A 19,810-nucleotide genomic window follows, 5' to 3' on the forward strand; every position below is an offset into this window, starting at 1 on the left:
AGGGGTCAGTCTCCCTGTTGCGGCGCGGCCTTGCGCGCCCGGATCGTTGTGAGGAAATCGCTGAGCCGGCCGACGATACCGCGTGGCAGGAGCACCACGAAGACCGCGATCAGCAGGCCGAGGCCCAGGGTGCGGAACTGGCCGGCGTCGCGCATCAGCTCGTCCGCCACCATCAGCACGATGGTGCCCAGCACCGGCCCCCAGAAGGTGCCGGTGCCGCCCACCACGGCGATCGCCATGATGAAGAGCAGCGTCGACATCGAGAACACGCTGGGGCTGATGGCCTGGAAATGCGCCGCATAGAGCCCGCCGGTCAGCCCGGTGAAGAAGGCCGAGATGCCGAAGACCAGCAGCTGGGTGTGAAACCGGTTGATGCCGCGGGCCACGGCATAGCTCTGGTTGTCGCGCAGCGCCTTGAAGGCCAGGCCCATCGGGCTGCGGATGATCACCCAGGAGGCGATCAGCGTCAGCAGGAAGCCGGCCAGCACGATGGCGTAATTGCCCTTGACCCAATCGGCGCGCAACAGCTGGCGCATGCCGAAATCACCGAAACGGGCGAAACCGCCGGCGCCGCCGGTGAATTGCCGGCAGGTGGTGCCGATCATCTGGAAACAGGCGGTATCGGTGACGATCAGCAGATAGAGCACATTGGAGATGGCGAAGGTCAGCAGCGCCACATAGACGCCCTGCAGCCTGAGGCAGGCCAGCCCCACCACCATGGAGAAAAGGGTGGCGCCGACCGCGCCCGAGAGGATCGCCAGCCAGATGTTGAAACCCAGATAGGTGGCGGTCATCGCGGTGCCATAGCCGCCGACGGCGAAGACCGCCATTTGCGCCAGGCTGAACACCCCGGCATAGCCGAAGAGCAGGTTCCACTGCACCGCGATCGCCGCCCAGAAGAGGCCCACGATCAGCTGGCCGATCAGATATTTGCTGTCGATCACGAAGGGGGCGGCGATGGCGCAGACCAGGAAGACGATGCCGATCGCCAGATCGGCGCGCAGCCCGCCGCGGGTGGAGGAGGGGGTCTTGAGGAATGTCTCGCTCATGTCAGCTCCCTCACATCCGGCGGATTTGGGCGCGGCCGAACAGACCGTTCGGGCGCCAGATCAGAATGGCGATGACCAGCATCAGAAGCACCGGAAAACCCCAGCGGGCGCCCAGGCCGAATTGCACCGCCGCCTCGATCAGTGCGAGGCCGAAGGCCGAGATCACCGCGCCGGGCAGATTGCCCAGCCCCGCGACCACGCACATGATGAAGGCCTTCAGCATCGGATCGGCGCCGAGCGTCGGGCTGAGCTGGGTCACCGCGCTGAGCAGCACGCCGCAGATCCCGGCCAGGGCGCCGGCAAGCCCCAGCACCTGCAGATAGGTCCATTCCACCGGCACCCCCATGAGCAGCGCCGCATCGCGGTTCTGCGCGGTGGCGCGGATCGCCCGGCCCATCTTGGTCTTGGCGATCAGGAAGCCCATCACCGCCATCACCACGAAGGCGACGACGACGATCACCACGTTGAGCCAGGGCATCACCCCCTCGCCCAGGTGCAGCGAACCCGGAACCGCGAAGGGCTGCGGCAGCGGCCGGCCGCCATAGACCAGCAGCAGCGCGTTCTCCAGCGCGATGGAAATCCCCACCGTGGCGATCATCACCGAGGTCTCGAACCCGGGGCCGCCCGCCTTCAGCAGGGGGCGTACCACACCGAGATAGAGAAGCCCGCCGAACACCGCCCCGGCGGCGGCGGCGGCGATGAAGCCGGTCCAGACCGGCAGCCCCAGCCCCACCGCCATGGTGAAGACCATATAGCCCCCCAGCGCCAGCATCGAGCCATGCGCCATGTTGAGCATCCCCATCGAGCCCCAGACCAGCGACAGCCCCAGCGTCGCCAGCGCATAGAGCGCCCCATTGGTCAGGCCGGTGACCAGAATGGCGATCGTGACATCCATGTCTTCAGCCTCCCAGATAGGTTGACAGGAGTTCCTCGCGCTCGAGGAGTTCCTCGGGCGCGCCGGACCAGACCACCCGCCCGTCGTCGAGCAGGTGCATGACATCGCTCAGATGAGCGACGCGGGCGGGGTTTTCCTCGACCAGCAGGATGGTGCGCCCCTCGGCACGCAGGGCGCCGATCACCTCGTAGATCTGTTCGATCACCAAGGGCGCCAGACCCAGCGAGGGTTCGTCGATCAGCATCACCTCGCCGCCGGCCATCAGCCCGCGGCCGATGCCGACCATCCGCCGCTCGCCGCCCGAGAGCGAGGAGGCCACCTGCGCGTGCCGCTCCTTGAGCCGGGGCAGCAGATCATAGACGAAGGCCAGGCGCTTTTCGATCCGGTCCTGGTCGGAGCTGGTATAGGCCCCCATCAGCAGGTTCTCGTAGACCGTCATCTCGGGAAACAGCAGATCGCCTTGCGGCACATGGGCGATGCCGGCGGCGGCCACCTGATAGGGTTTCAGCTTCTGGATCTCGCGCCCCTCGGCCAGGATGCGACCCTGGCGCAGCCGGGTCAGACCCGAAATTGTCCGGAGCAGGGTCGATTTTCCATGGCCATTCGGCCCCACCACGGTGACAATCTGCCCCTTGGGGACGGCGAGCGTCACCCCGTGCAGCACGTCGGGGCCGTCATAGCCGGCGCTCACCCCCTCGACGGCGAGGGCGGCGGGCTGGGCACTGGGCTGGGTGGGAAATCTCGGCTCAAGCATGGGCGGCCTCTCCGAAATGGGTTTTCAGCCGATCGGCCACGCCCTTGCCCAGATAGGTTTCGACCACGGTCTCGTTCTCGGCCACCGCCTCGGGCGGGCCTTCGAAGATGAGCTGGCCGTGATGCATGATCAGCACCCGGGTCGACAGCGTCAGCAGGAAGCGCATCACATGTTCGATCAGCACGATGGTGATGCCGGCCGCGCACATCTGGCGCACCAGATCCTGGATATGGTCGATCTCACCGCTGTTGAGCCCGCCGACCGGCTCGTCGAGAAACACCATGCGGGGCCGGGTCGCCATGGCGCCGGCGATCATCAGAAGCTTGCGGTCGAGCACCGGCAGATCGCGCGCCAGCAGCCGCCGCTTGTCGCCGAGGCCGACGAAATCGAGCGCCGCCTCGGTGGCCTGGCGGGTGGCGCGGCTGAGCCGGAAGCCCGGAAAGCGGCGGCCGGCGCGACCGAACTGGGCGGCGACCTGGACGTTCTCCTCGACCGTCATATGTTCGAAGGCGGCATTGAGCTGGAAGGTGCGGGCGATGCCCAGATGGCAGATCCGGTCCGCCCCCATCTCGGTCACGTCATGGCCGTCGAAGATGATCCGGCCGCCGCTGGGGGCGGTGATGCCGGTGACCACGTCGAAGAACGTGGTCTTGCCGGCGCCATTGGGGCCGCCGATGCCCAGCACCTCGCCGGGCATCACCGACATCGACACGCCATCCACGGCCCGGAGCGAGCCGTAGTGGCGCGAGACGTCCTCGCAGCGCAGGATCGGAGCCGAAGCTGCCGTCATCACGACATCCAGGGCGGCAGTTTGAAGCTGCCCTTGGCATAGGCCGGGGGCGAGATCAGCACCGGATCGGTCGTCAGATCCTGGTGTTGCAGGAACTGATGCGGCATCCCCAGCGAGGCGTCCGAGGTCTGCGCCGGATAGCAGATCGCCGATTGCCCATCGGGGTCGAAGTTGCAGATGCCGTTGACGCCGCGATAGACCAGCATGTTCATCGCCGCCGCGACCTTCTTCATCTGCGCCTTGTCATAGGGCGCGCCGGGGCCGCCGGCGATGGCCGCCGACAGCGCCCATTTCCACAGGCCGTCATAGGTCTGCGAGCCGGTCAGATAGGAAGCATTGGCGCCGAACTTCTCGCGATAGGTGGTGCGGAAGGCCTCGGAATAATCGTCCGGCAGGCAGCCCACCACGGTGGAATAGAGCACGCCCTCGACCGCCGCGCCGCCGATCTCCTTGAAGGCCGGCAGCGACGGCCCGTATTGCATGTAGATCAGCGACTTGGTCGGCTGCGGGATGAACTGGGTCATGAAGGCCGCGAGATCCTGCGGCAGGAAGTGGGTGACCGCGATCACCGCCGGCGGATCCTGGCGCAGCTTGGCCAGGGTCGGGCCCCATTGGTTGTTGGGGAAGCCCACGGTCTCGTACAGCGTCACGTCCCAGCCGTAATCCTTGGCCTGGTCGCGCACCGCATTGGCGATGACGATGGAATATTCCGCCGAGGAGGTGACCAGCGCGATGGTCTTCTTCTCGGGCGCCCATTGGCCGCTGTCGATCAGGCCGTTGAGATAGGTCAGAAGGCCCGGGCCATAGTAATATTCCGGCGGATCGCCCTGGAACGAGCCGTAATAGCGGTCCGGGTCGGTCTTGAACTTGGTGTTGTGCGAGATCAGCGTGTTGTAGTGGATGAAGATGATGTCGTTATCGGCGGCGACATCCATCTCGATCATGCCGGTGCCGAAGTTATAGCCGTTCACGATCACCGGGGTTTCGTATTTGTCGATCAGCCGCTGCATCCCTTGGCTGACGATCTCGGCGTTCATCGCCGAGCTGTCCTCGACATGCAGCTCCAGCGGGCGGCCGAGCACGCCGCCCATGGCATTGATTTCCTCGATGGCCATCTTCAGGCCGTTTTCGAATTCGGTGCCGTCGGCGGCGGCGGCACCGGTCATCGGCAATACCGCACCGATCGCGATCGGCGAGGTGTCGGCGGCATGGGCGGCCTTGGCACCGGACAGCAGCGAGGCCGCCGAGCCGAGGGCGGCCGTGCCCATGAGCATGGAACGTCGGTTCAGCAATGTCGTCTCCTTGTTGGTCTGTTGGATATCCGTCGGTTGTCCGACGTGTTTTTCAGGTCTTGGTCGTCTTGTTTTTTCGGGGGCGGAGATCGCAGGCCCCGCCCCCGGGGGAGATCCGCCGGCCGCGGCCGGCGGGGTCGTGAAAGCTCAGAGGAAATACTCCGGATGGCGCCCGGCCCACCATTTGGCCAGCGCCAGCACCTGCGAATCCGCGCCGCGCCCGGCGATGATCTGCAGCGAATGCGGCAGGCCCCCGGCGCTGAGCCCGGCCGGCACCGACATCGCCGGCTGCTGGCTGAGGTTGATCGGATAGGAGAAGCCGGCCCATTCGATCCAGCGCGAGAGGCCGCTGTTCTCGGGCAATTCCTCGCCGGCGGTGAAGGGCAGGATGGCGGCCCCCGGGGCGACCAGATAATCGAGCTCCTCGGCCAGCAGCCGGTCCATCTCGGCACCATAGGCGGCGCGCAGGTTCACCCTGGCGACGTAATCCGACACCCGCCAGTCGCGCGCCTGTTCGGCCATCTGATAGAGCCCGGGGTCGACCTGGCTGGCATCGAAGTCGCCCAGCATGTCGAGCCGGCGGCGGGCGCCGGCAATCCAGTGCCAGTTGAAGATGTCGAGCAGCTGATCGCGCATCGGCAGCTCGAATTCGATCAGTTCGGCGCCGGCCTCGGCCAGATCGGCGAGCGATTTCTCGAATTGCGCCGCGACCTCGGCCTCGACATAGCCCGAGGGGGGTGTCCGCCAGACACCGATCTTGTTGCCCTTGGGGGTGACCGCCTCAGGCGAGAGCGCCGGAAATGCCGCCGCGCCCTGGAACCAGTCGGCCAGATCGCGCCCCGACATCACCGCCAGCATCGCCTCGGCATCCTCGGGGCGGCGGCACATCGGGCCGATATGGGCGACGGTGCCGAAGGGGCTGGCCGGATAGGCGGGCACCCGGCCGAAGGTCGGCTTGATGCCGGAGATGCCGGTGAAGGCTGCAGGCACCCGGATCGACCCGCCGCCGTCCGAGCCCAGGTGGAAGACCCCGGCGCCCATGGCGGCGGCCACCGCGGCGCCGCCCGAGGAGCCGCCCGGGGTGACATCCCGGTTCCAGGGGTTGCGGGTGATGCCGGAATAGAGACTGTCGGTGATCGCCTTCCAGCCGAATTCCGGCGTCGTGGTCATGCCGAGAAAGACCAGACCCGCGGCGCGCATCCGCGCCACGCTGGGGGCATCGGCCGCGCAGGGGGTCGGGTCGGACAGCCGGGAGCCATAGCGCACCGACCAGCCCTTGATCGAGACGATATCCTTGATCGTCGACGGCACCCCGTCGAGCGGCGACAGCGGGGTGCCCGCCTGCCAGCGCGCCTCGGCGGCGCGAGCCATCTCCAGCGCGCCCTCATGGTCGATCAGGGTGAAGGCGTTGCAGCTTGCCTGCGCCGTCTCGGCCCGGTCCAGCGCCTTTTCGGTCACTTCGACCGGCGACAGCCTCCCCGCGGCATAGGCTTGCGCCAGCTCCGCACTTGTCATCAGGCAACACGCATCCGCCCCCGAAATCGGGGTTTTCTTAGCTTCCAGCACAGTGATTTCCGGTTTTTATCTTATCTGTAAAAAAAAGCTGCGCTGCGCCCACAACTTTGTAAAATGCAAAATATACACAAGATATATACAGGAAATGGAGATCTTGGTGGGCGCCTCGCTGCGGCAAATCCAATATGTACTGGCGGTTTACGAGACCGGCAGCATCGCCAAGGCCTCGCGCGAGATGCATATTTCACAATCCTCCATTCTGGCGGCGATCGACCTGGCTGAACAAGATTTGGGCGCTCGCATCTTCGATCGGCGAAAGGGCCGGGGGGTGGTGCTGACCGCGATGGGGGAACGCTATCTGGCGGCGGCGCGACGTCTGTTGTCGGCCGAACGCGAATTCCGCGACAGCCTGATGCTGTCGGGCGCGGCACATGGGCCGCTCAGGATCGGCTGTTTCGAACCCTTCGGCCCGATCATGATGATCGACGTGCTGCGCAAGCTGCGCGAACGGATCGGGTTTTTCGAGATCACGCTGCTTGAGACCGATCAGGTCTCGCTCAAGCGGGCGCTCGACCGGGGCGAGATCGACGTGGCGGTGATCTATGATCTCGGCCCCGATTTCGACTGCACCATCGAATATATCGGCCGCGCCCCGCCGCATGCGATGGTCCATGTCGGCAGCCCGCTGGCGCGTTTCGAGGCGATCTCGCTCGCCCAGCTCTGCAGCGAACCGATCGCGCTGCTCAGCCTGCCGCTGACCACCACCTATCTGATGACGCTGTTCGACTATGTGGCGAAGAAACCGGCCATCGGTTTCCGCAGCAGCCATTACGAGACGGTGATCCGCGCGGTCTCCTCCGGTTTCGGCGGCACCGTGCTGAACGCCTGGCCGGCCAGCCCGCTGCCGATCGAGGCCAATACCAAGCGGCTGCGGCTGACCGATGATCTGCCGGCGCCGAATATCGTCACCGCCGATCACTATGGCGATCAGAAGCCGCCCAATCTGGTCGAGTTCATCGCCGAGCTGAAGGCGCATGTGGCGCTGGGATACCGCAACGTGGCGCCGGGGCAGGGGCCGGCCTGAACCGGGTCTCAGGAGAACAGGAAATGCCCGGGGCCGATGTCCTCGGCATCGACCCCCTGCAGCAGGATGGTGCCCTCGCCGGTGTCGATCAGCGTATCCTGGCCCAGGGCCTCGATCCTCAGATCGCCAAAGCTCAGCCCCGGGATATCCAGCTGGATGCGGTCCTGATCGGGGTTGAAATCGGTGATCGAATCGTCGCCGTGATCCTCGGCGAAGACATAGCGGTCGCGACCGCCGCCGCCGGTGAGCTGATCGTCGCCCTCGCCGCCCTGCAGCCAGTCCTGACCGGCCCGCCCCAACAGCCGGTCGTCGCCCGCCCCGCCCCAGAGCCGATCGTTGCCGCCGCCGCCGCGCAACCGGTCCGATCCCGTCCCGCCCAGCAGCTGATCATCCCCCGCCCCGCCGCTCAGCCGATCCGCACCAGTGCCCCCGATCAGCCGATCGGCGCCGCCCTTGCCCTGCAGCACGTCCCGCCCGTCGCCGCCGTCGAGCAGATCGTCGCCCGCACCGCCGACCAGCCGGTCATTGCCATCGCCGCCGAACAGCTGATCGTCACCGGCATCCCCGAACAGCCGGTCATCATCGGCATTGCCCTCTAGCCAGTCGCCGCCGGTCCCGCCGCGCAGCACATCGGCGCCGCCGCCGCCGCTGAGCTCATCCGCCCCGGCCCCGCCCAGCAGCAGATCGGCCCCATCCCGCCCCATCAGCCGGTCGTCGCCGACCTCCCCGCTGAGGGTATCGTCGCCGCCACCGCCCTCGAGCAGATCGGCCCCCGCGCCGCCCAGAAGCCTGTCGTGCCCATCGCCACCAAAGAGCTGATCGTCGCCACCGCCGCCGGACAGCCGGTCATCGCCGCCGCCGCCGGTCAGCACATCATCGCCCGAGGTCCCGCCGCCGTCACCGCCGCCCCCCTCCGGGGACGGATCGACCCGATCCGGCGTATCGAAGCCCCCGGGCCAGAGATCGGCCGGCCCCAGCGGCTTGCCGTCGGCGCTGACCACCTTGATCTCGGTCTCGCCGAAGCGCACCCAGGTGCCCGTCGCCGTCGGCTCGAACCTCAGCTGGTCGAGACTGCGCAGCATCGGGAAAGAGCTCAGGTCCAACCGATCGGTGCCGCGTTCGAAATCGAGGATGCGCAACACCTCGTCGGTGGGGGAGAGCACGAAGGTATCCGCCCCCCCGCCGCCGCTCAGCTCGCCGCCGGCGGCATCGCTGACCAGGATGTCATCGCCCACCCCGCCCTCGATCACCGGGATCGCGCCGGAACCGGCAGAGGCGCCGCCAGCGGCATCGGCCGAACTCAGCACCGATCCGAGCGCCCTGAGGTCGAGCGAGAATTGCGACAACCCGGCCTCCCCCCCCGAGGTGACGAAGATCTGTATCCGGTCGCCGGTGCGGATCGCCTCGATGCCGGTGATATTCTCCAGCCCCAGCCCCTCCTCATGGGCGAGGCTCTGCAGATGCACCAGCCGGCCGTCGTCGAGCAGCGAGAACAGGCTGAGCCCGTCATCGGCGCCGCCGGCGAAGACCAGAATGTGGCCGTCGGTCTCCACCACCTCCAGCGCGGTGATGCCGTCGAACCGGGTGGCCAGCGTGTCGATGATGTGATCGGTGGCCCGCAGGCTGCCATCCGCCTCCAGCTCCATCACGCTGATCGAACTCGACCCCGAGGCCGCCAGCAGCACCCAGGTGGTGCCGTCATGGGTCACCGTCTCGATCGCCGAGGGCGCAGCCACCCCCAGCCCGTCGGCGGCGCCCAGGGTGGCGGTCCGCTCCAGCGCCCCGGTCTTGGCGTCGATGGCATAGCAGCTCAGCCCCTGGCTGGCGCTGTCGGCGGCCAGCAGAAAGGCCCGGCCTCGGGCAGTCTCGGCCACCGCCAGCACCGCCTGACTGTCGAGCATGTAATGCGACGCCTCGCCGGAAAGCCTGGCCGAGGCGGTGATGCTGCCGGAATGATCGGCGATCCAGCCGTCGATATTGCCGGTCTCCGCCTCGACCATATAGAGCGCCGCCCGACCGCCGCCGAGCGCGAAGGAGGCCACCGCCGAGGGGGTTTGCCGGCTCGAGCCGGGCAGATCCATCGTCGCCGCCTCGGCCAGGCTGCCGTCCGCCTCGATGGCATAGCCGATCAGGCTGCCGCCGCCCACCTCATGCAGCACCAGCCGGGCGCTGCCGCCGGTCTCGACGATGTCGAACCCGCCCATGCTCAGGTCGGCGACAGTGAAGTAACTGCTGTCCGCCAGCCGGGCGAGGCCGCCGCCCTCGTCGATCCGATAGACGCTGAGCCCGCCGCTGAGCCCGGTCGCGGCATAAAGATAACTGCCCGTCTCGGTCTGGTGGATCGCGATATCGCGCAGATCGGTGTCAAGCAGGCTGTCGCGCGACAAGAGCCGCCCCGTCAAACTCAGCGCCATGGCTGTGGTTCCCCCAATCCTCTCCGACCGCACCGCATCCCCGCCTCCCAGCCTCGCCCGGCAAGGCGGCGGAGAGGGGCGCGGAAAAAGGGCGAAACCGGGGAAGATGCTTCAAGCTTGTGTCGAATGCGGCGGGACGGCCGGGCAGGGCGCGGCGCCCCTGCCTTTTTCTAGCTGCAAATATTTTCTAGCTGCAAATATCCCCGCCGGAGGCGCGGCCCAGAGGGCCGCCCGGCGCGGCCCGCACCGTGCGCCGGCTTCAGGATTTCTTCACCCCGCCGCGCACCGCCTCAAACCGGGCTTAACCCGGCGCGCGGCAGTGTCGCGCCGATGTCCCGCCCAACCGAAGGAGCGCCCGCCATGTCGGACACCACCCCGATCCTCGCCCTGCCGGTCCTGGTGCCGGGTCAGGCCCAGCCCTATGTGACCCATAACGGGGCGCTGCGCCGGCTGGATATGCTGGCGCAGACGGTGGTCGAGGCCTTCGATGCCGAAACCCCGCCCGAGCTGCCGGAAGCGGGCAGGGTCTATGCCCTGGGGGCGGTGCCCACCGCCGCCTGGGCCGGCCATCCGCTGAGCCTGGCGGCCTGGATCGACGAGACCTGGCTGTTCGTCGATCTCCAGCCCGGCTGGCGCGCCTGCAGTCGCGACAGTGGCACCTTGCGGATCTGGGATGGCGCCGCCTGGGGGCTGCCCGCCGCCGATCTCGACCAGGTCGCAGGCCTCGGCATCCGCACCGATCACGATGCCACCAACCGGCTGTCGGTGAAGGCCGAGGCGACGCTGCTGAGCCATGACGGCGCCGGCCACCAGCTCAAGATCAACAAGAAGACCGGCGCCGACACCGCCAGCCTGCTCTATCAAAGCAACTGGTCCGGCCGCGCCGAGATGGGGTTGGCCGGCAGTGACGACTGGTCGCTCAAGGTCAGCCCCGACGGCAGCACCTGGACCGAGGCCCTGAAAATCAACGCAACCACGGGTGTTCTGGCCGGGACAGCCGTGGTCGCCAGTGCGACCGACACGACATCCGGCCGCGTTCCAACTGTCGGCGGGATGGGGCTCGGGTCTGATGGGCCCCCGTACATCAATGACCACTTCAACCCGTTCCAGATGCTTGGGCAGCGATCCCCGATTGGTCTGGCGCTGCTTCGATGGCCTAACGGGCGCGGTGCGTTCATCGGCATCGATCTCGGCTTCCACCTGTGCGATTGCTGTTTCGATGTCTTCAAGCTCCAACTCGTATTGGGCTGGATCGATCTTCTCGGATTTGGCCCCGAAGAGCGCCTTCTTGAAGGAGGCAACCAGGGCCTCGATCCGCGCATTCTGATCTTATTGCGTGCGGATAATTGCCTTCAACTCGGCAATGTCATCGGGCAATTCATCAGGTGCGGTCATGCCCGATGCCATAACAAAACAAGGGCAGAATGACCCGCGCAAACGCCCCTGTGAGTCACTCCGCCGCAGAGGGAGCGGCCACCTCCAAGGGCTGCACCCGCCGCCAATCCAGACCTGCGAACAGAGCCTCAAACTGGGCCGGTTCGAGCCGCATCACCCCATTCTTGATCGCGGGCCATGTGAAGCTGTTATCTTCCAGCCGTTTGTACGCCATCACCAGTCCGCTCCCGTCCCAGTAGATCAGCTTCAGACGGTCCGCCCGCTTGGCGCGGAAGACATAAACCGACCCATCAAAAGGCTTTTGGCGCAGCTGGCTCTGCACCAGCGCAGCCAGCCCGCCATGGCCTTTGCGAAAGTCCACCGGATCACTGGCCACAAAAAGCCGGACCTTGTGGGATGGCGTGATCACGAGGCCATGGCCCGCGCGATCTCAGCGACCAGGGGCGCTGGCGCAGGCGTCTCAATCTCCACAGGCACAAAATCCATGCCGTCCAAATTCGGCAGGACCAGCTTACCTTGCCGCGCCATCCGCCGCCAATCCGACACCGTGCTGGGGATCAACTCATACCGCTTCGCAACCGCATTGACCGTCTCGCCTTCAATCAGCGTCTCCGCCACGATCCGCGCCTTCAACTCCGGCGGCCAATTCCGCTTGGCGTCCGAACGGCGAGGCACGCTTGCCAGAAACTCGTTTGTAGCTCCCACCGAGAAACTCCCCACAAATCAAAAAAGCCTATGAATCTCAGATCAGGCATCAGCTCGAAAGTGTGGGGGCGACGCAACGCTTACGCCAGGGTAGAGAAATGTGCAGTCTTGCTGCTGCACGTTGAGCTCGGACTCGAGAAGCATTACACGGCGTCGCGCGTGTTGCACGCCTTCGGCGCGATCGACGCTCCGCGCTTCATCCGAGCTGTTGGGCAGAAGCTCCGGGCTCTCAAATGCCAGACATATCTTGACGCGATCGACGCGCTTGCGTGGATCGAATGTAGGCAGAAGAACGGACGCCACAATCTCTACAGATTCCGGAGCTATCGAAAGGAGCTGTTCCAGTACCCGCTTGCGTGGGTCGTTGAGGAGCTTCGCAATCGGCGGCTGGGGGAGTTCGCCGCGCGCGAGCATCGGAAAGTCGATGCAGATCTCTCGGATCGGAAGAAGCCACGCTTGAAAGATGCGCTGCCTGACTCTCAGAAGTCGGCAAAGCCGAGCGAAGGCGAGCGCTCGAACGAAGTTGTAATCTACACTACGCCGAAGCACTCGAGTGCAATGAACCGCGCCGGGTTTGCCGGAGGCTCCAACTCCTGAGTAAGGTGGAGCATCATGAGCAAGACAACGAACAAGTTTTCCCCAGAAGTGCGCGAACGCGCCGTGCGTTTGGTCCTCGACAATGAGGGGCAGCATGGATCGCGCTGGCAGGCAGTTATGTCGATTTCCGCGAAGATTGGTTGTGCGCCGCAGACGCTGAACGAATGGGTCAAGAAGGCCGAGGTCAACAGCGGCAAGCGCGCGGGCATCCCGACCGACATGGCAGAGAAGATGAAAGCGCTGGAACGAGAGAACCGGGAGCTGCGCCAGGCCAACGAGATCCTGCGTAAGGCGAGCGCATATTTTGCGATGGCGGAGCTCGACCGCCGGTCGAAGTGATGGTCGGGTTCATCGACGATCAGCGTGAGGCGCACGGGGTCGAGCCGATCTGCAGAGTTCTGCCGATCGCCCCGTCTACCTACTACGATCACCTGGCGAAGCGGGCCGATCCGGCCCGGCTGTCGGACCGCGCCCGGCGCGACGAAGTCCTGCGGCCCGAGATCGAGCGCGTCTTCGAAGAGAACTGGCGCGTCTACGGCGTGCGCAAGGTCTGGCGTCAGCTGGATCGGGAAGGCTTCCATGTCGCCCGTTGCACCGTTGCCAGGCTGATGAAGAACATGGGCATTCATGGCATCATCCGGGGCAAGCCGCACAGGACGACGATCCCCGACAAGAAGGCCTCGTGTCCCCTGGACAAGGTGAACCGGCAGTTCCGCGCGCCTGCTCCGAACATGCTCTGGGTCAGCGATTTCACTTACGTCGCCACTTGGAGGGGGTTCGTCTATGTCGCTTTCGTCATCGACGCCTACGCGCGCCGCATCGTTGGCTGGCGGGCGAGCCAGACAGCGCACGCAGGTTTCGTTCTCGATGCCCTCGAACAGGCTGTCTGTGATCGCCGCCCTGTCAAGGGCGCAGGGCTCGTCCATCATTCCGACCGCGGGTCGCAATACCTGTCGATCAAATACACTGAGAGGCTGGGCGAGGCTGGCATCGAACCTTCCGTCGGCAGCGTCGGAGATAGCTACGACAACGCCTTGGTGGAGACGATCAACGGTCTGTTCAAGGCTGAGGTCATCCATCGTCGCGGGCCGTGGCGCAACTTCGAGGCCGTCGAGTATGCCACCCTCGAATGGGTCGACTGGTTCAACAACCGCCGCCTGCTAGAGCCAATCGGGAACATTCCGCCGGCGGAAGCCGAGGCAAACTTCTACGCAGCTCTGGAACCTGAAGACATGGCCGCGTAACTAATCGAAATCAGCCTCCGGCAAATCCGGCGCGGTTCACCCCATGCTTGACGGTGAGCTCGCATTGTTGATCAGCAACTGTGTGATGTTTCTTGCTCTCATCGCCGCAAGCGCACCGATCTGGCTGGGGGAATGACCTACACGACTTACATTCAGCGACTTAATGTTTTCTGTGTAGGTCATTGGCAGCGATGAGCAGCTCGCTGCATTGTCGCCAGCCGCTGATCATCTCAGCACGGGACCGCGCCAGGTCGCGATATTTATGTCTCTGATCCGGTCTAAGTCACCGGCCCGATCAGGGGCATTGAATTGCAGGCCGGTCACCTCATCGACGACACCCGGACGCAGCCGGCTACTGCCAATGAAATCAGGATCCGTGAAAAAATCACCAACAACTTCCGCGATCAGACATTACACCACCCCTTCTTCCTTCCCCCCAGCCTAATCTCATGCCGACGGCTCTCATTGATCAAGCAGTTCGGACAGTAACAGATGCTTGAGAGGCGCATCTTGCAACCTCTCAATCCGAACCAGGTCATCGACGCATTCGGCACCCCCGGGCGTCGGCGCAATCGTGGCGCTGACCTTTCGAAGCGCCGTCGACAACCCGGACCGCTTTCCGCGCAGCCGGGATGTTGGGGCCTGGGCTGGACTGACCCCACGACGATGGCAATCTGGCATGACCGACATCACCGGACGGATCACCAAGGCCGGTGATCCGCACGTTCGTGTCATGCTATTCGAGGCGGCCGCGAGTATCCTCGGGCGGGCGCGGGTCATGTCGCCACTGAAGGCTTGGGGGCTGAGGATTGCACAACGGACATCGATGAAGAAGGCGATCGTTGCCGTGAGCCGCAAGCTTGCAATGATCCTGCTGGCGATGTGGAAGTCCGGAACAGCATATTGGGCGACGGGTCGGCCACCAGCTTCGGCCCAAGACCTCGCTAGTAGCATGATGACGACATCGATGAGGCTGCGCGCGCCACCAAAACCACGCGCTCGTCATCACTGAGATCCGGCGCCTTTGGACGACGGTGTGACGTCCCGGGCAGGGACGACGGACGGGATAAGCTCGGATTTGCCCCTGGCTCGTTTGAAGCCGAGGTACAGCTTTGGAGCATCCCGACCTCCACAGTCCGCATCGTGTGGCGGCGCGCCGACCACGGACAGAAGCATGGACCTCCTCGCTGGACAGTGATCGCTATTGACCAAACCCGCCCGATCACAGCAGCTAAGGTGATATGATCCCAGAAGGGTGTATGGCCGGAGACTGGCGCACCCTCCCGCACCCTCCCTGAAGAAAAGAAGATATATAAGAAAGTAGATATATGTAACGCGGAGTGCGCCTGCGTTACACGGTGCGTTACGCCTTTTTTTCCTTTATTTATTAGTATTATAAGTGACTTGTAACGGTGTAACAGGTGTAACGCCATTTAAATGTTCATTAGACGATCCTTCAGATGGGGCATCCCCCCTTCGTCCAATGGACGCTTGGACGCTATTGATACTAAATGACTTTTCCCAAACTTCCGTTAACCAACTGACCGCGCCCCGGCTGGACGGCAAACACCGCAAGCGGAATAGGTGACGTCCCTGGAGGTGGTGTAGCTTTCGGTGGCCATCGGGTTTCTCGGTAGGGTCGGGTTGCTGATCCAACCTGAACCGAGGGATACCCCCGATGACCAAACCCATGATGGACCTGCGTGCGCTCGTAGAGAAGAGCGCCGATGCCGACCTGCTTCGCGAGATGATCGGCTTTGCGGCCGAGCGGCTGATGGAGTTGGAGGTCGGCGCCAAGACCGGTGTTGACTATGGCGAGAAGAGCAGCGAGCGCTTGGCGCAGCGCAACGGCTATCGCGATCGGGACTGGCAGACCCGCGCTGGCAGCGTCGAGCTGCGGATTCCCCGCCTGCGAACGGGCTCGTATTTCCCGTCCTTTCTCGAGCCGCGGCGCTCGGTAGAGAAGGCCCTGACGGCGGTCATCCAGGAAGCCTATGTCCATGGCGTCTCGACGCGATCGATGGATGATCTGGTGCAAGCTATGGGCGGCACCGGTGTATCGAAGAGCCAGGTAAGCCGCTTGTGCGAGGAAATCGACGAGCGTGTCGACGCCTTCCTGACGCGGCCGATCGAGGGGGAATGGCCCTACCTCTGGATCGATGCCACCTACCTCAAGGTCCGCCAAGGCGGCCGAATCGTATCGGTCGCGGTCACGCTCGCGGTCGGCGTCAACACCGACGGCAGGCGCGAGGTCCTGGGCATGGCGATCGGTGCCTCCGAGGCCGAGCCTTTCTGGACCGAGTTCCTGCGTGACCTCGTCCGCCGTGGACTCGGCGGCGTGAAGCTGGTGATCAGCGATGCGCATGAGGGCATCGAGGCCGCCACCGCTCGGGTTCTGTCCACGGCCTGGCAGCGCTGCCGGGTCCACTTTCAGCGCAATGCTCTCGCCCATGCCGGCAAGAACAGCCGCCGGGTGGTCTCCACCTTCATTGCCACCGCCTTCGCCCAGCCCGACCATGCGGCGGCGAAGGCCCGGTGGCGGCTGTTGGCGGACCAGATGCGCGGCAAGCTCCCGAAGCTGGCCACGCTCATGGACACCGCCGAGGAGGACGTCTGGGCCTACATGACCTTCCCGGTCCAGCATCGCGCCAAGTTACACAGCACCAACCCGATTGAGCGCCTGAACGGCGAGCTCAAACGGCGCACAGATGTTGTCGGCATCTTTCCGAACGAGGCTTCAATCCGGCGCCTCGTCGGCGCAATCCTGATGGAACAGACCGAGGAATGGACGGTACAGCGCGCCAGATACATGACGCTGGAAACGCTCGCGCCCGTCTGCGATGGTCTCACTGTCAGCCTGCCTGCAGCGCAGAGCGACTGACCAACTCGGCCCGCTTGAAAGCGCGAGGCCCGCAGCGAGCTACACCACCTTCCGGGACATCATCGCGGAATATGTGGATAACCGACAGCCTCTGTTTGCGATTTGCGTCCCCCTGCCCGACATTCGGGGCAGTACAATAAACGGACGCCCCATGACCCAGACCCCTTCCCCGAACCTGGCCACCACCGGCACACCGCAGACGTCGGAACTCTCCACCGCTGACCGTTTCCTCTGCGATCTAGGCGCAAAGCTGCCGCGCCCCTATTTGCTGGCGCACCGCAAAATCCACATCAGCGATCGGCACGGTAATCCCGGGATGGCGGTCTGCTCTCCCCTGCGCGTCACCGCGCTGGTCCGCGATCCCGATGGCCATGGCTGGGCGCGCCTGGTGGAAGTCCTGACACCCGACCAGCGCGTGATCGAATGCGTCTTGCCGCATGCGGAGATCGAGGCAAAACCACTGGATGCCATCGCGCGACTTGCCGATTGTGGGATGCAGATCCATGGGCAGCGGGATGACTTGATCACCTTCCTCAAGTCCTGGACGCCAAGCTGCTACGCCCTGCGCCTCGATCAGGCCGGCTGGAACCGCGATTGCACCGCCTTCGCCCTCGCTGACGGACGCATCATCGCGCCGACCAGCACGAACGAAACAATGATCTACACCGGGGCCGTCAACCGCTTCAGCACCGGCAGCTTCGAGAGCTGGCAGTCGGGCATCGCCGCTCTCTGCCTCGGCAACCCCTTCCTGATCTTCGGAATCTCGCTGGCCCTCAGCGGCCCTCTGCTCGCCCTCACGAACCGGACCGGGGGAATCTTCCACCTCCATGGCGCGACATCAATCGGCAAGACAAAAATCCTTCAGGCCGCCTTGTCGGTCTGGCCTTCGGCCTCGAAGGAGTTCTCCTGGACGTCGACGAGCTCGGGCCTCGCAGGATTGCTTGTCGAGGCGAACGATACTTTCCTCGGCCTCGACGAGTTGCCCCGGGAGCCGCATGCAGGGTTCGGGGACGACATCTATTCGGCCGCAAATGGTGCAGGCAAGAACCGCGCGACGGTGACCGGCAAGGCCCAGGCACGTCAGCAATGGCGGGTTTCGATCCTGTCCACCGGCGAGACGCCCGTCCGCAAGGTCCTGCGCGACCAAGGGCACTCTCTGCGCGGTGGCCAAGGTGTCCGCATGATCGACATCCCGGTGACGGGGATGACCCACGGTGCGTTCGACGACCTCCACGGGTTCCCCTCCTCGAAGGATTTCGCACGTGAGCTTGAGTGCATTGCGCCCAGGGACAGCGGCCATGCGGGGCCTATCTTTGTCCGCAACCTCATCGTGGCGGACCGCACGGGGACGATCCGAACGATCACCGAGAATACCCACCGTACAGAACTCGCGAAGCTGATGAATCGGCTCGACCTAGATGCCGGCACGGCGGGGAACGAGATCCTGCGGGTACTGGACCGCTTTGCGCTGATTGCAACGGCGGGCGAGTTCGCCCGAAAGCTGCAGATCACTGGCTGGCCGAGCGGCGCTGCCTCCGACGCCGTGGCACGGGTGGCCGCAGCATGGTACGAGCATCGCGGCGCAGATACCTCCACTGATCAGACGGCTGCCGTCGAGATCACGCGCGACTACCTACAGCGGTTCGGAGACAGCCGCTTCGCCATCCTGCGGAACGGCGACCAGAACAATCTCGAGGCGCCTGCCGCGCGGAGCCATGAGGCCGCCGGCTATCGCGACGAGGATTACTTCTACATCCTCAAGCCCTCCTTCGATGAGATCCATCGGGGCTACGACACCAGGCGCGCCGGAGAGCACCTGCAGGCCGCAGGCTATCTGGAGCCGGGAGGGGAGCGCAACAGCCTGCAGTACAGACTGCCCGGCTTCGGCAAGCAACGCCCCCGCGTCTACCGGATCCGCGCCGACATCCTCGGCGCCTGACCCGCGACGGCGGAAGGTCGGCTTTATTCGACAGCGATCCGAGCCGGCGCCGGCCTCACATGAAGCTCGATAATAGGGACACAACCAGAGGATCCCATATTATCGAGCCTGTTAGAGCCATGGGGACGGCGTCTGGCGGCAGGCGGATCCTCCGCGACCACGATCGTCTGGGCGTCGAACGCCCATCTGATGGAGCAGACGGGCTTCTCGCTCTCCGGGCTCAAGCGCCACGCATGGCGCCTGGCCAAGATTGGCTTGGTCTCCTTTCAGGACACCCAGGACACCATTGACCGCGTTACACCTGAACAATCACCCCAGCATCCTCCAGCTGCTCCCGGTCGGGAAGATCACGCAAGCTCTCCAGATCGAAGGCAGCTAGGAATTTCTCGGTCGTCACGAAGGTATAGGGCGCGCCGCGGCGGGGGGACCGTGGCCCGGTGCCGATCAGACCTTGGGCATGCAGCCGGCCGACCAGATCGCGGCTGATCTCCTTGCCGAAGATGTCCTTGAGCCCGTCGCGGGTGATCGGCTGATGATAGGCGATGGCAGCGAGGACGGCGATATCGAATTCGCTCAGCTCCAGCAGCTGATCCGCCACATCCGCCGCCGCCCGGATCGCGGGCGCGTAGGCGGGGCGCGTGCGGAACATCCAGCCGTCCGCCACCTTGGCGAGTTCGAAGGCGCGGCCTTCCAGATCGGCAGCCAAGTCCTCCACCAGCAGATCGACCGAGACCCCCCGCCCCACCACGCGCGCCAAATCCTCGCGCGGCACCGGCGAGGCGCTGGCGAAAAGCACCGCCTCGATCCGCCGCATCCATTCGCGCCAGCGCAGCTCGGGCGGCAGGTCGGACAGCTCGCGGTCCAGCTCCGGCTTGGGGCGATCCCTGACCATCACTACAGCCCGTAGAGCCGGAAGCTGTCGCGCCCAGTCAGTTCGCTCACCACGCCGAGGTCGACCAGCCGGTCGCACAGCCGCCGGGCGGCGCGATCCGGCAAAGGCAGCGCCGAGGGCGCCACCGCATCCCGGCTCAGAAAGATCTCGACCGCCTGCGCCGCCCCCCTGGCGCGCAGCTTCGGCGCCACCGCCGTCAGTCGCGCCGCCCTTCGGCCGAGGTCCGCAGCCAGGCGCGCCACCTGCACCGCCGCGGCGGCCACCGCGCGATGGCAGGCCAACCGCAGGTCGCCATCCCGCTTGCGCAGGTCGGCGCGTTTCAGCCCCGTCGCCAGCAGCGGCAGCAGATGATCCCAGCCCAGGG

General features: G+C 65.2%; 17 protein-coding genes, 3 pseudogenes and 1 other annotated feature. Of the genes and pseudogenes, 8 read left to right on the forward strand and 12 right to left on the reverse strand.

All coding sequences use genetic code 11. From position 1 onward, the window contains the following. Window positions 1–5: 5 nt before the first annotated feature. The 6 genes from ACN0V4_RS20195 to ACN0V4_RS20220 form a co-directional block, all read right to left on the reverse strand. Window positions 6–1,049: a branched-chain amino acid ABC transporter permease gene (locus ACN0V4_RS20195; protein ID WP_417679490.1), complete on the reverse strand. Its 1,044-nt coding sequence runs from the start codon at window positions 1,047–1,049 to the stop codon at window positions 6–8. A gap of 10 nt (window positions 1,050–1,059) precedes the next feature. Beyond that, window positions 1,060–1,944, reverse strand: a complete 885-nt coding sequence (locus ACN0V4_RS20200) for a branched-chain amino acid ABC transporter permease (protein WP_417679492.1) — start codon at window positions 1,942–1,944, stop codon at window positions 1,060–1,062. A 4-nt stretch (window positions 1,945–1,948) separates the two neighbouring features. Continuing rightward, entirely contained in the window at window positions 1,949–2,698 is a 750-nt protein-coding gene (locus tag ACN0V4_RS20205) for an ABC transporter ATP-binding protein (protein WP_417679494.1), read from the reverse strand. Beyond that, the gene (locus ACN0V4_RS20210) at window positions 2,691–3,488 is read right to left on the reverse strand and encodes an ABC transporter ATP-binding protein (protein WP_417679496.1); all 798 of its coding nucleotides are present in this window, start codon (window positions 3,486–3,488) and stop codon (window positions 2,691–2,693) included. Before ACN0V4_RS20210 ends, ACN0V4_RS20205 begins: the two co-directional genes overlap by 8 nt. Further along, window positions 3,488–4,780, reverse strand: a complete 1,293-nt coding sequence (locus ACN0V4_RS20215; protein ID WP_417679498.1) for an ABC transporter substrate-binding protein — start codon at window positions 4,778–4,780, stop codon at window positions 3,488–3,490. The genes ACN0V4_RS20210 and ACN0V4_RS20215 overlap by 1 nt, the downstream gene beginning before the upstream one ends. Before the next feature lie 147 nt (window positions 4,781–4,927). Then, complete coding sequence (locus tag ACN0V4_RS20220) at window positions 4,928–6,295, reverse strand: amidase (RefSeq protein WP_417679500.1); 1,368 nt, start codon at window positions 6,293–6,295, stop codon at window positions 4,928–4,930. Window positions 6,296–6,440: 145 nt separating this feature from the next. Here ACN0V4_RS20220 and ACN0V4_RS20225 point away from each other — a divergent pair, with 145 nt between their 5' ends. Continuing rightward, window positions 6,441–7,379, forward strand: coding sequence for a LysR family transcriptional regulator (locus ACN0V4_RS20225; protein ID WP_417679502.1), 939 nt, complete (start codon window positions 6,441–6,443; stop codon window positions 7,377–7,379). Window positions 7,380–7,387: 8 nt separating this feature from the next. On the opposite strand, the gene ACN0V4_RS20230 is transcribed toward ACN0V4_RS20225, so the two are convergent. Next, window positions 7,388–9,793, reverse strand: coding sequence for a hypothetical protein (locus tag ACN0V4_RS20230; RefSeq protein ID WP_417679504.1), 2,406 nt, complete (start codon window positions 9,791–9,793; stop codon window positions 7,388–7,390). Between the two features lie 360 nt (window positions 9,794–10,153). Here ACN0V4_RS20230 and ACN0V4_RS20235 point away from each other — a divergent pair. Then, window positions 10,154–10,468: pseudogene (locus ACN0V4_RS20235) on the forward strand (DUF2793 domain-containing protein); the annotation flags it as partial. Between the two features lie 477 nt (window positions 10,469–10,945). Here the strand turns inward: ACN0V4_RS20235 and ACN0V4_RS20240 are convergent. The 3 genes and pseudogenes from ACN0V4_RS20240 to ACN0V4_RS20250 all read right to left on the reverse strand — a co-directional run. Then, a pseudogene (locus ACN0V4_RS20240) lies at window positions 10,946–11,107 on the reverse strand (transposase domain-containing protein); the annotation flags it as partial. Between the two features lie 136 nt (window positions 11,108–11,243). Further along, a complete protein-coding gene (tnpB, locus tag ACN0V4_RS20245; RefSeq protein WP_417679506.1) occupies window positions 11,244–11,597 on the reverse strand; it encodes an IS66 family insertion sequence element accessory protein TnpB in 354 nt (117 codons plus the stop codon). Beyond that, window positions 11,594–11,908, reverse strand: a complete 315-nt coding sequence (locus ACN0V4_RS20250; protein ID WP_417679508.1) for a transposase — start codon at window positions 11,906–11,908, stop codon at window positions 11,594–11,596. Before ACN0V4_RS20250 ends, tnpB begins: the two co-directional genes overlap by 4 nt. A gap of 93 nt (window positions 11,909–12,001) precedes the next feature. Here ACN0V4_RS20250 and ACN0V4_RS20255 point away from each other — a divergent pair, with 93 nt between their 5' ends. The 6 genes and pseudogenes from ACN0V4_RS20255 to ACN0V4_RS20280 all read left to right on the forward strand — a co-directional run. Next, on the forward strand, window positions 12,002–12,490 hold the full coding sequence (locus tag ACN0V4_RS20255) for a hypothetical protein (protein ID WP_417679510.1): 489 nt from the start codon (window positions 12,002–12,004) through the stop codon (window positions 12,488–12,490). 15 nt (window positions 12,491–12,505) lie between these two features. Then, a protein-coding gene (locus tag ACN0V4_RS20260) for an IS3 family transposase (protein WP_417679512.1) occupies window positions 12,506–13,734 on the forward strand; the annotation gives its coding sequence in 2 pieces (ribosomal slippage) (window positions 12,506–12,794 and window positions 12,794–13,734; 1,230 coding nt in all). Then, window positions 12,787–12,903 (forward strand) — a sequence feature (AL1L pseudoknot). It overlaps the preceding gene by 117 nt. Window positions 13,735–14,230: 496 nt before the next feature. Next, on the forward strand, window positions 14,231–14,746 hold the full coding sequence (locus ACN0V4_RS20265; RefSeq protein WP_417679514.1) for a transposase: 516 nt from the start codon (window positions 14,231–14,233) through the stop codon (window positions 14,744–14,746). A gap of 666 nt (window positions 14,747–15,412) precedes the next feature. Then, window positions 15,413–16,615 (forward strand): IS256 family transposase, encoded by a 1,203-nt coding sequence (locus tag ACN0V4_RS20270; RefSeq protein WP_417679516.1) that lies wholly within the window; start codon window positions 15,413–15,415, stop codon window positions 16,613–16,615. Window positions 16,616–16,766: 151 nt separating this feature from the next. Further along, window positions 16,767–18,554 carry a DUF927 domain-containing protein gene (locus ACN0V4_RS20275; protein ID WP_417679518.1) on the forward strand — a complete coding sequence of 596 codons (1,788 nt, stop codon included), beginning with the start codon at window positions 16,767–16,769 and terminating at the stop codon, window positions 18,552–18,554. 108 nt (window positions 18,555–18,662) lie between these two features. Next, a pseudogene (locus tag ACN0V4_RS20280) lies at window positions 18,663–18,830 on the forward strand (helix-turn-helix domain-containing protein); the annotation flags it as partial. A gap of 19 nt (window positions 18,831–18,849) precedes the next feature. On the opposite strand, the gene scpB reads toward ACN0V4_RS20280, so the two are convergent. Both scpB and ACN0V4_RS20290 read right to left on the reverse strand, forming a co-directional pair. After that, on the reverse strand, window positions 18,850–19,446 hold the full coding sequence (gene scpB, locus ACN0V4_RS20285) for an SMC-Scp complex subunit ScpB (protein ID WP_417679520.1): 597 nt from the start codon (window positions 19,444–19,446) through the stop codon (window positions 18,850–18,852). A 2-nt stretch (window positions 19,447–19,448) separates the two neighbouring features. Beyond that, a partial coding sequence (locus ACN0V4_RS20290) for a DUF1403 family protein (RefSeq protein ID WP_417679522.1) occupies window positions 19,449–19,810 on the reverse strand: 362 nt, incomplete at its 5' end.

It is taken from the genome of Pseudodonghicola sp., from assembly GCF_048268305.1.
GTDB lineage: Bacteria > Pseudomonadota > Alphaproteobacteria > Rhodobacterales > Rhodobacteraceae > Pseudodonghicola.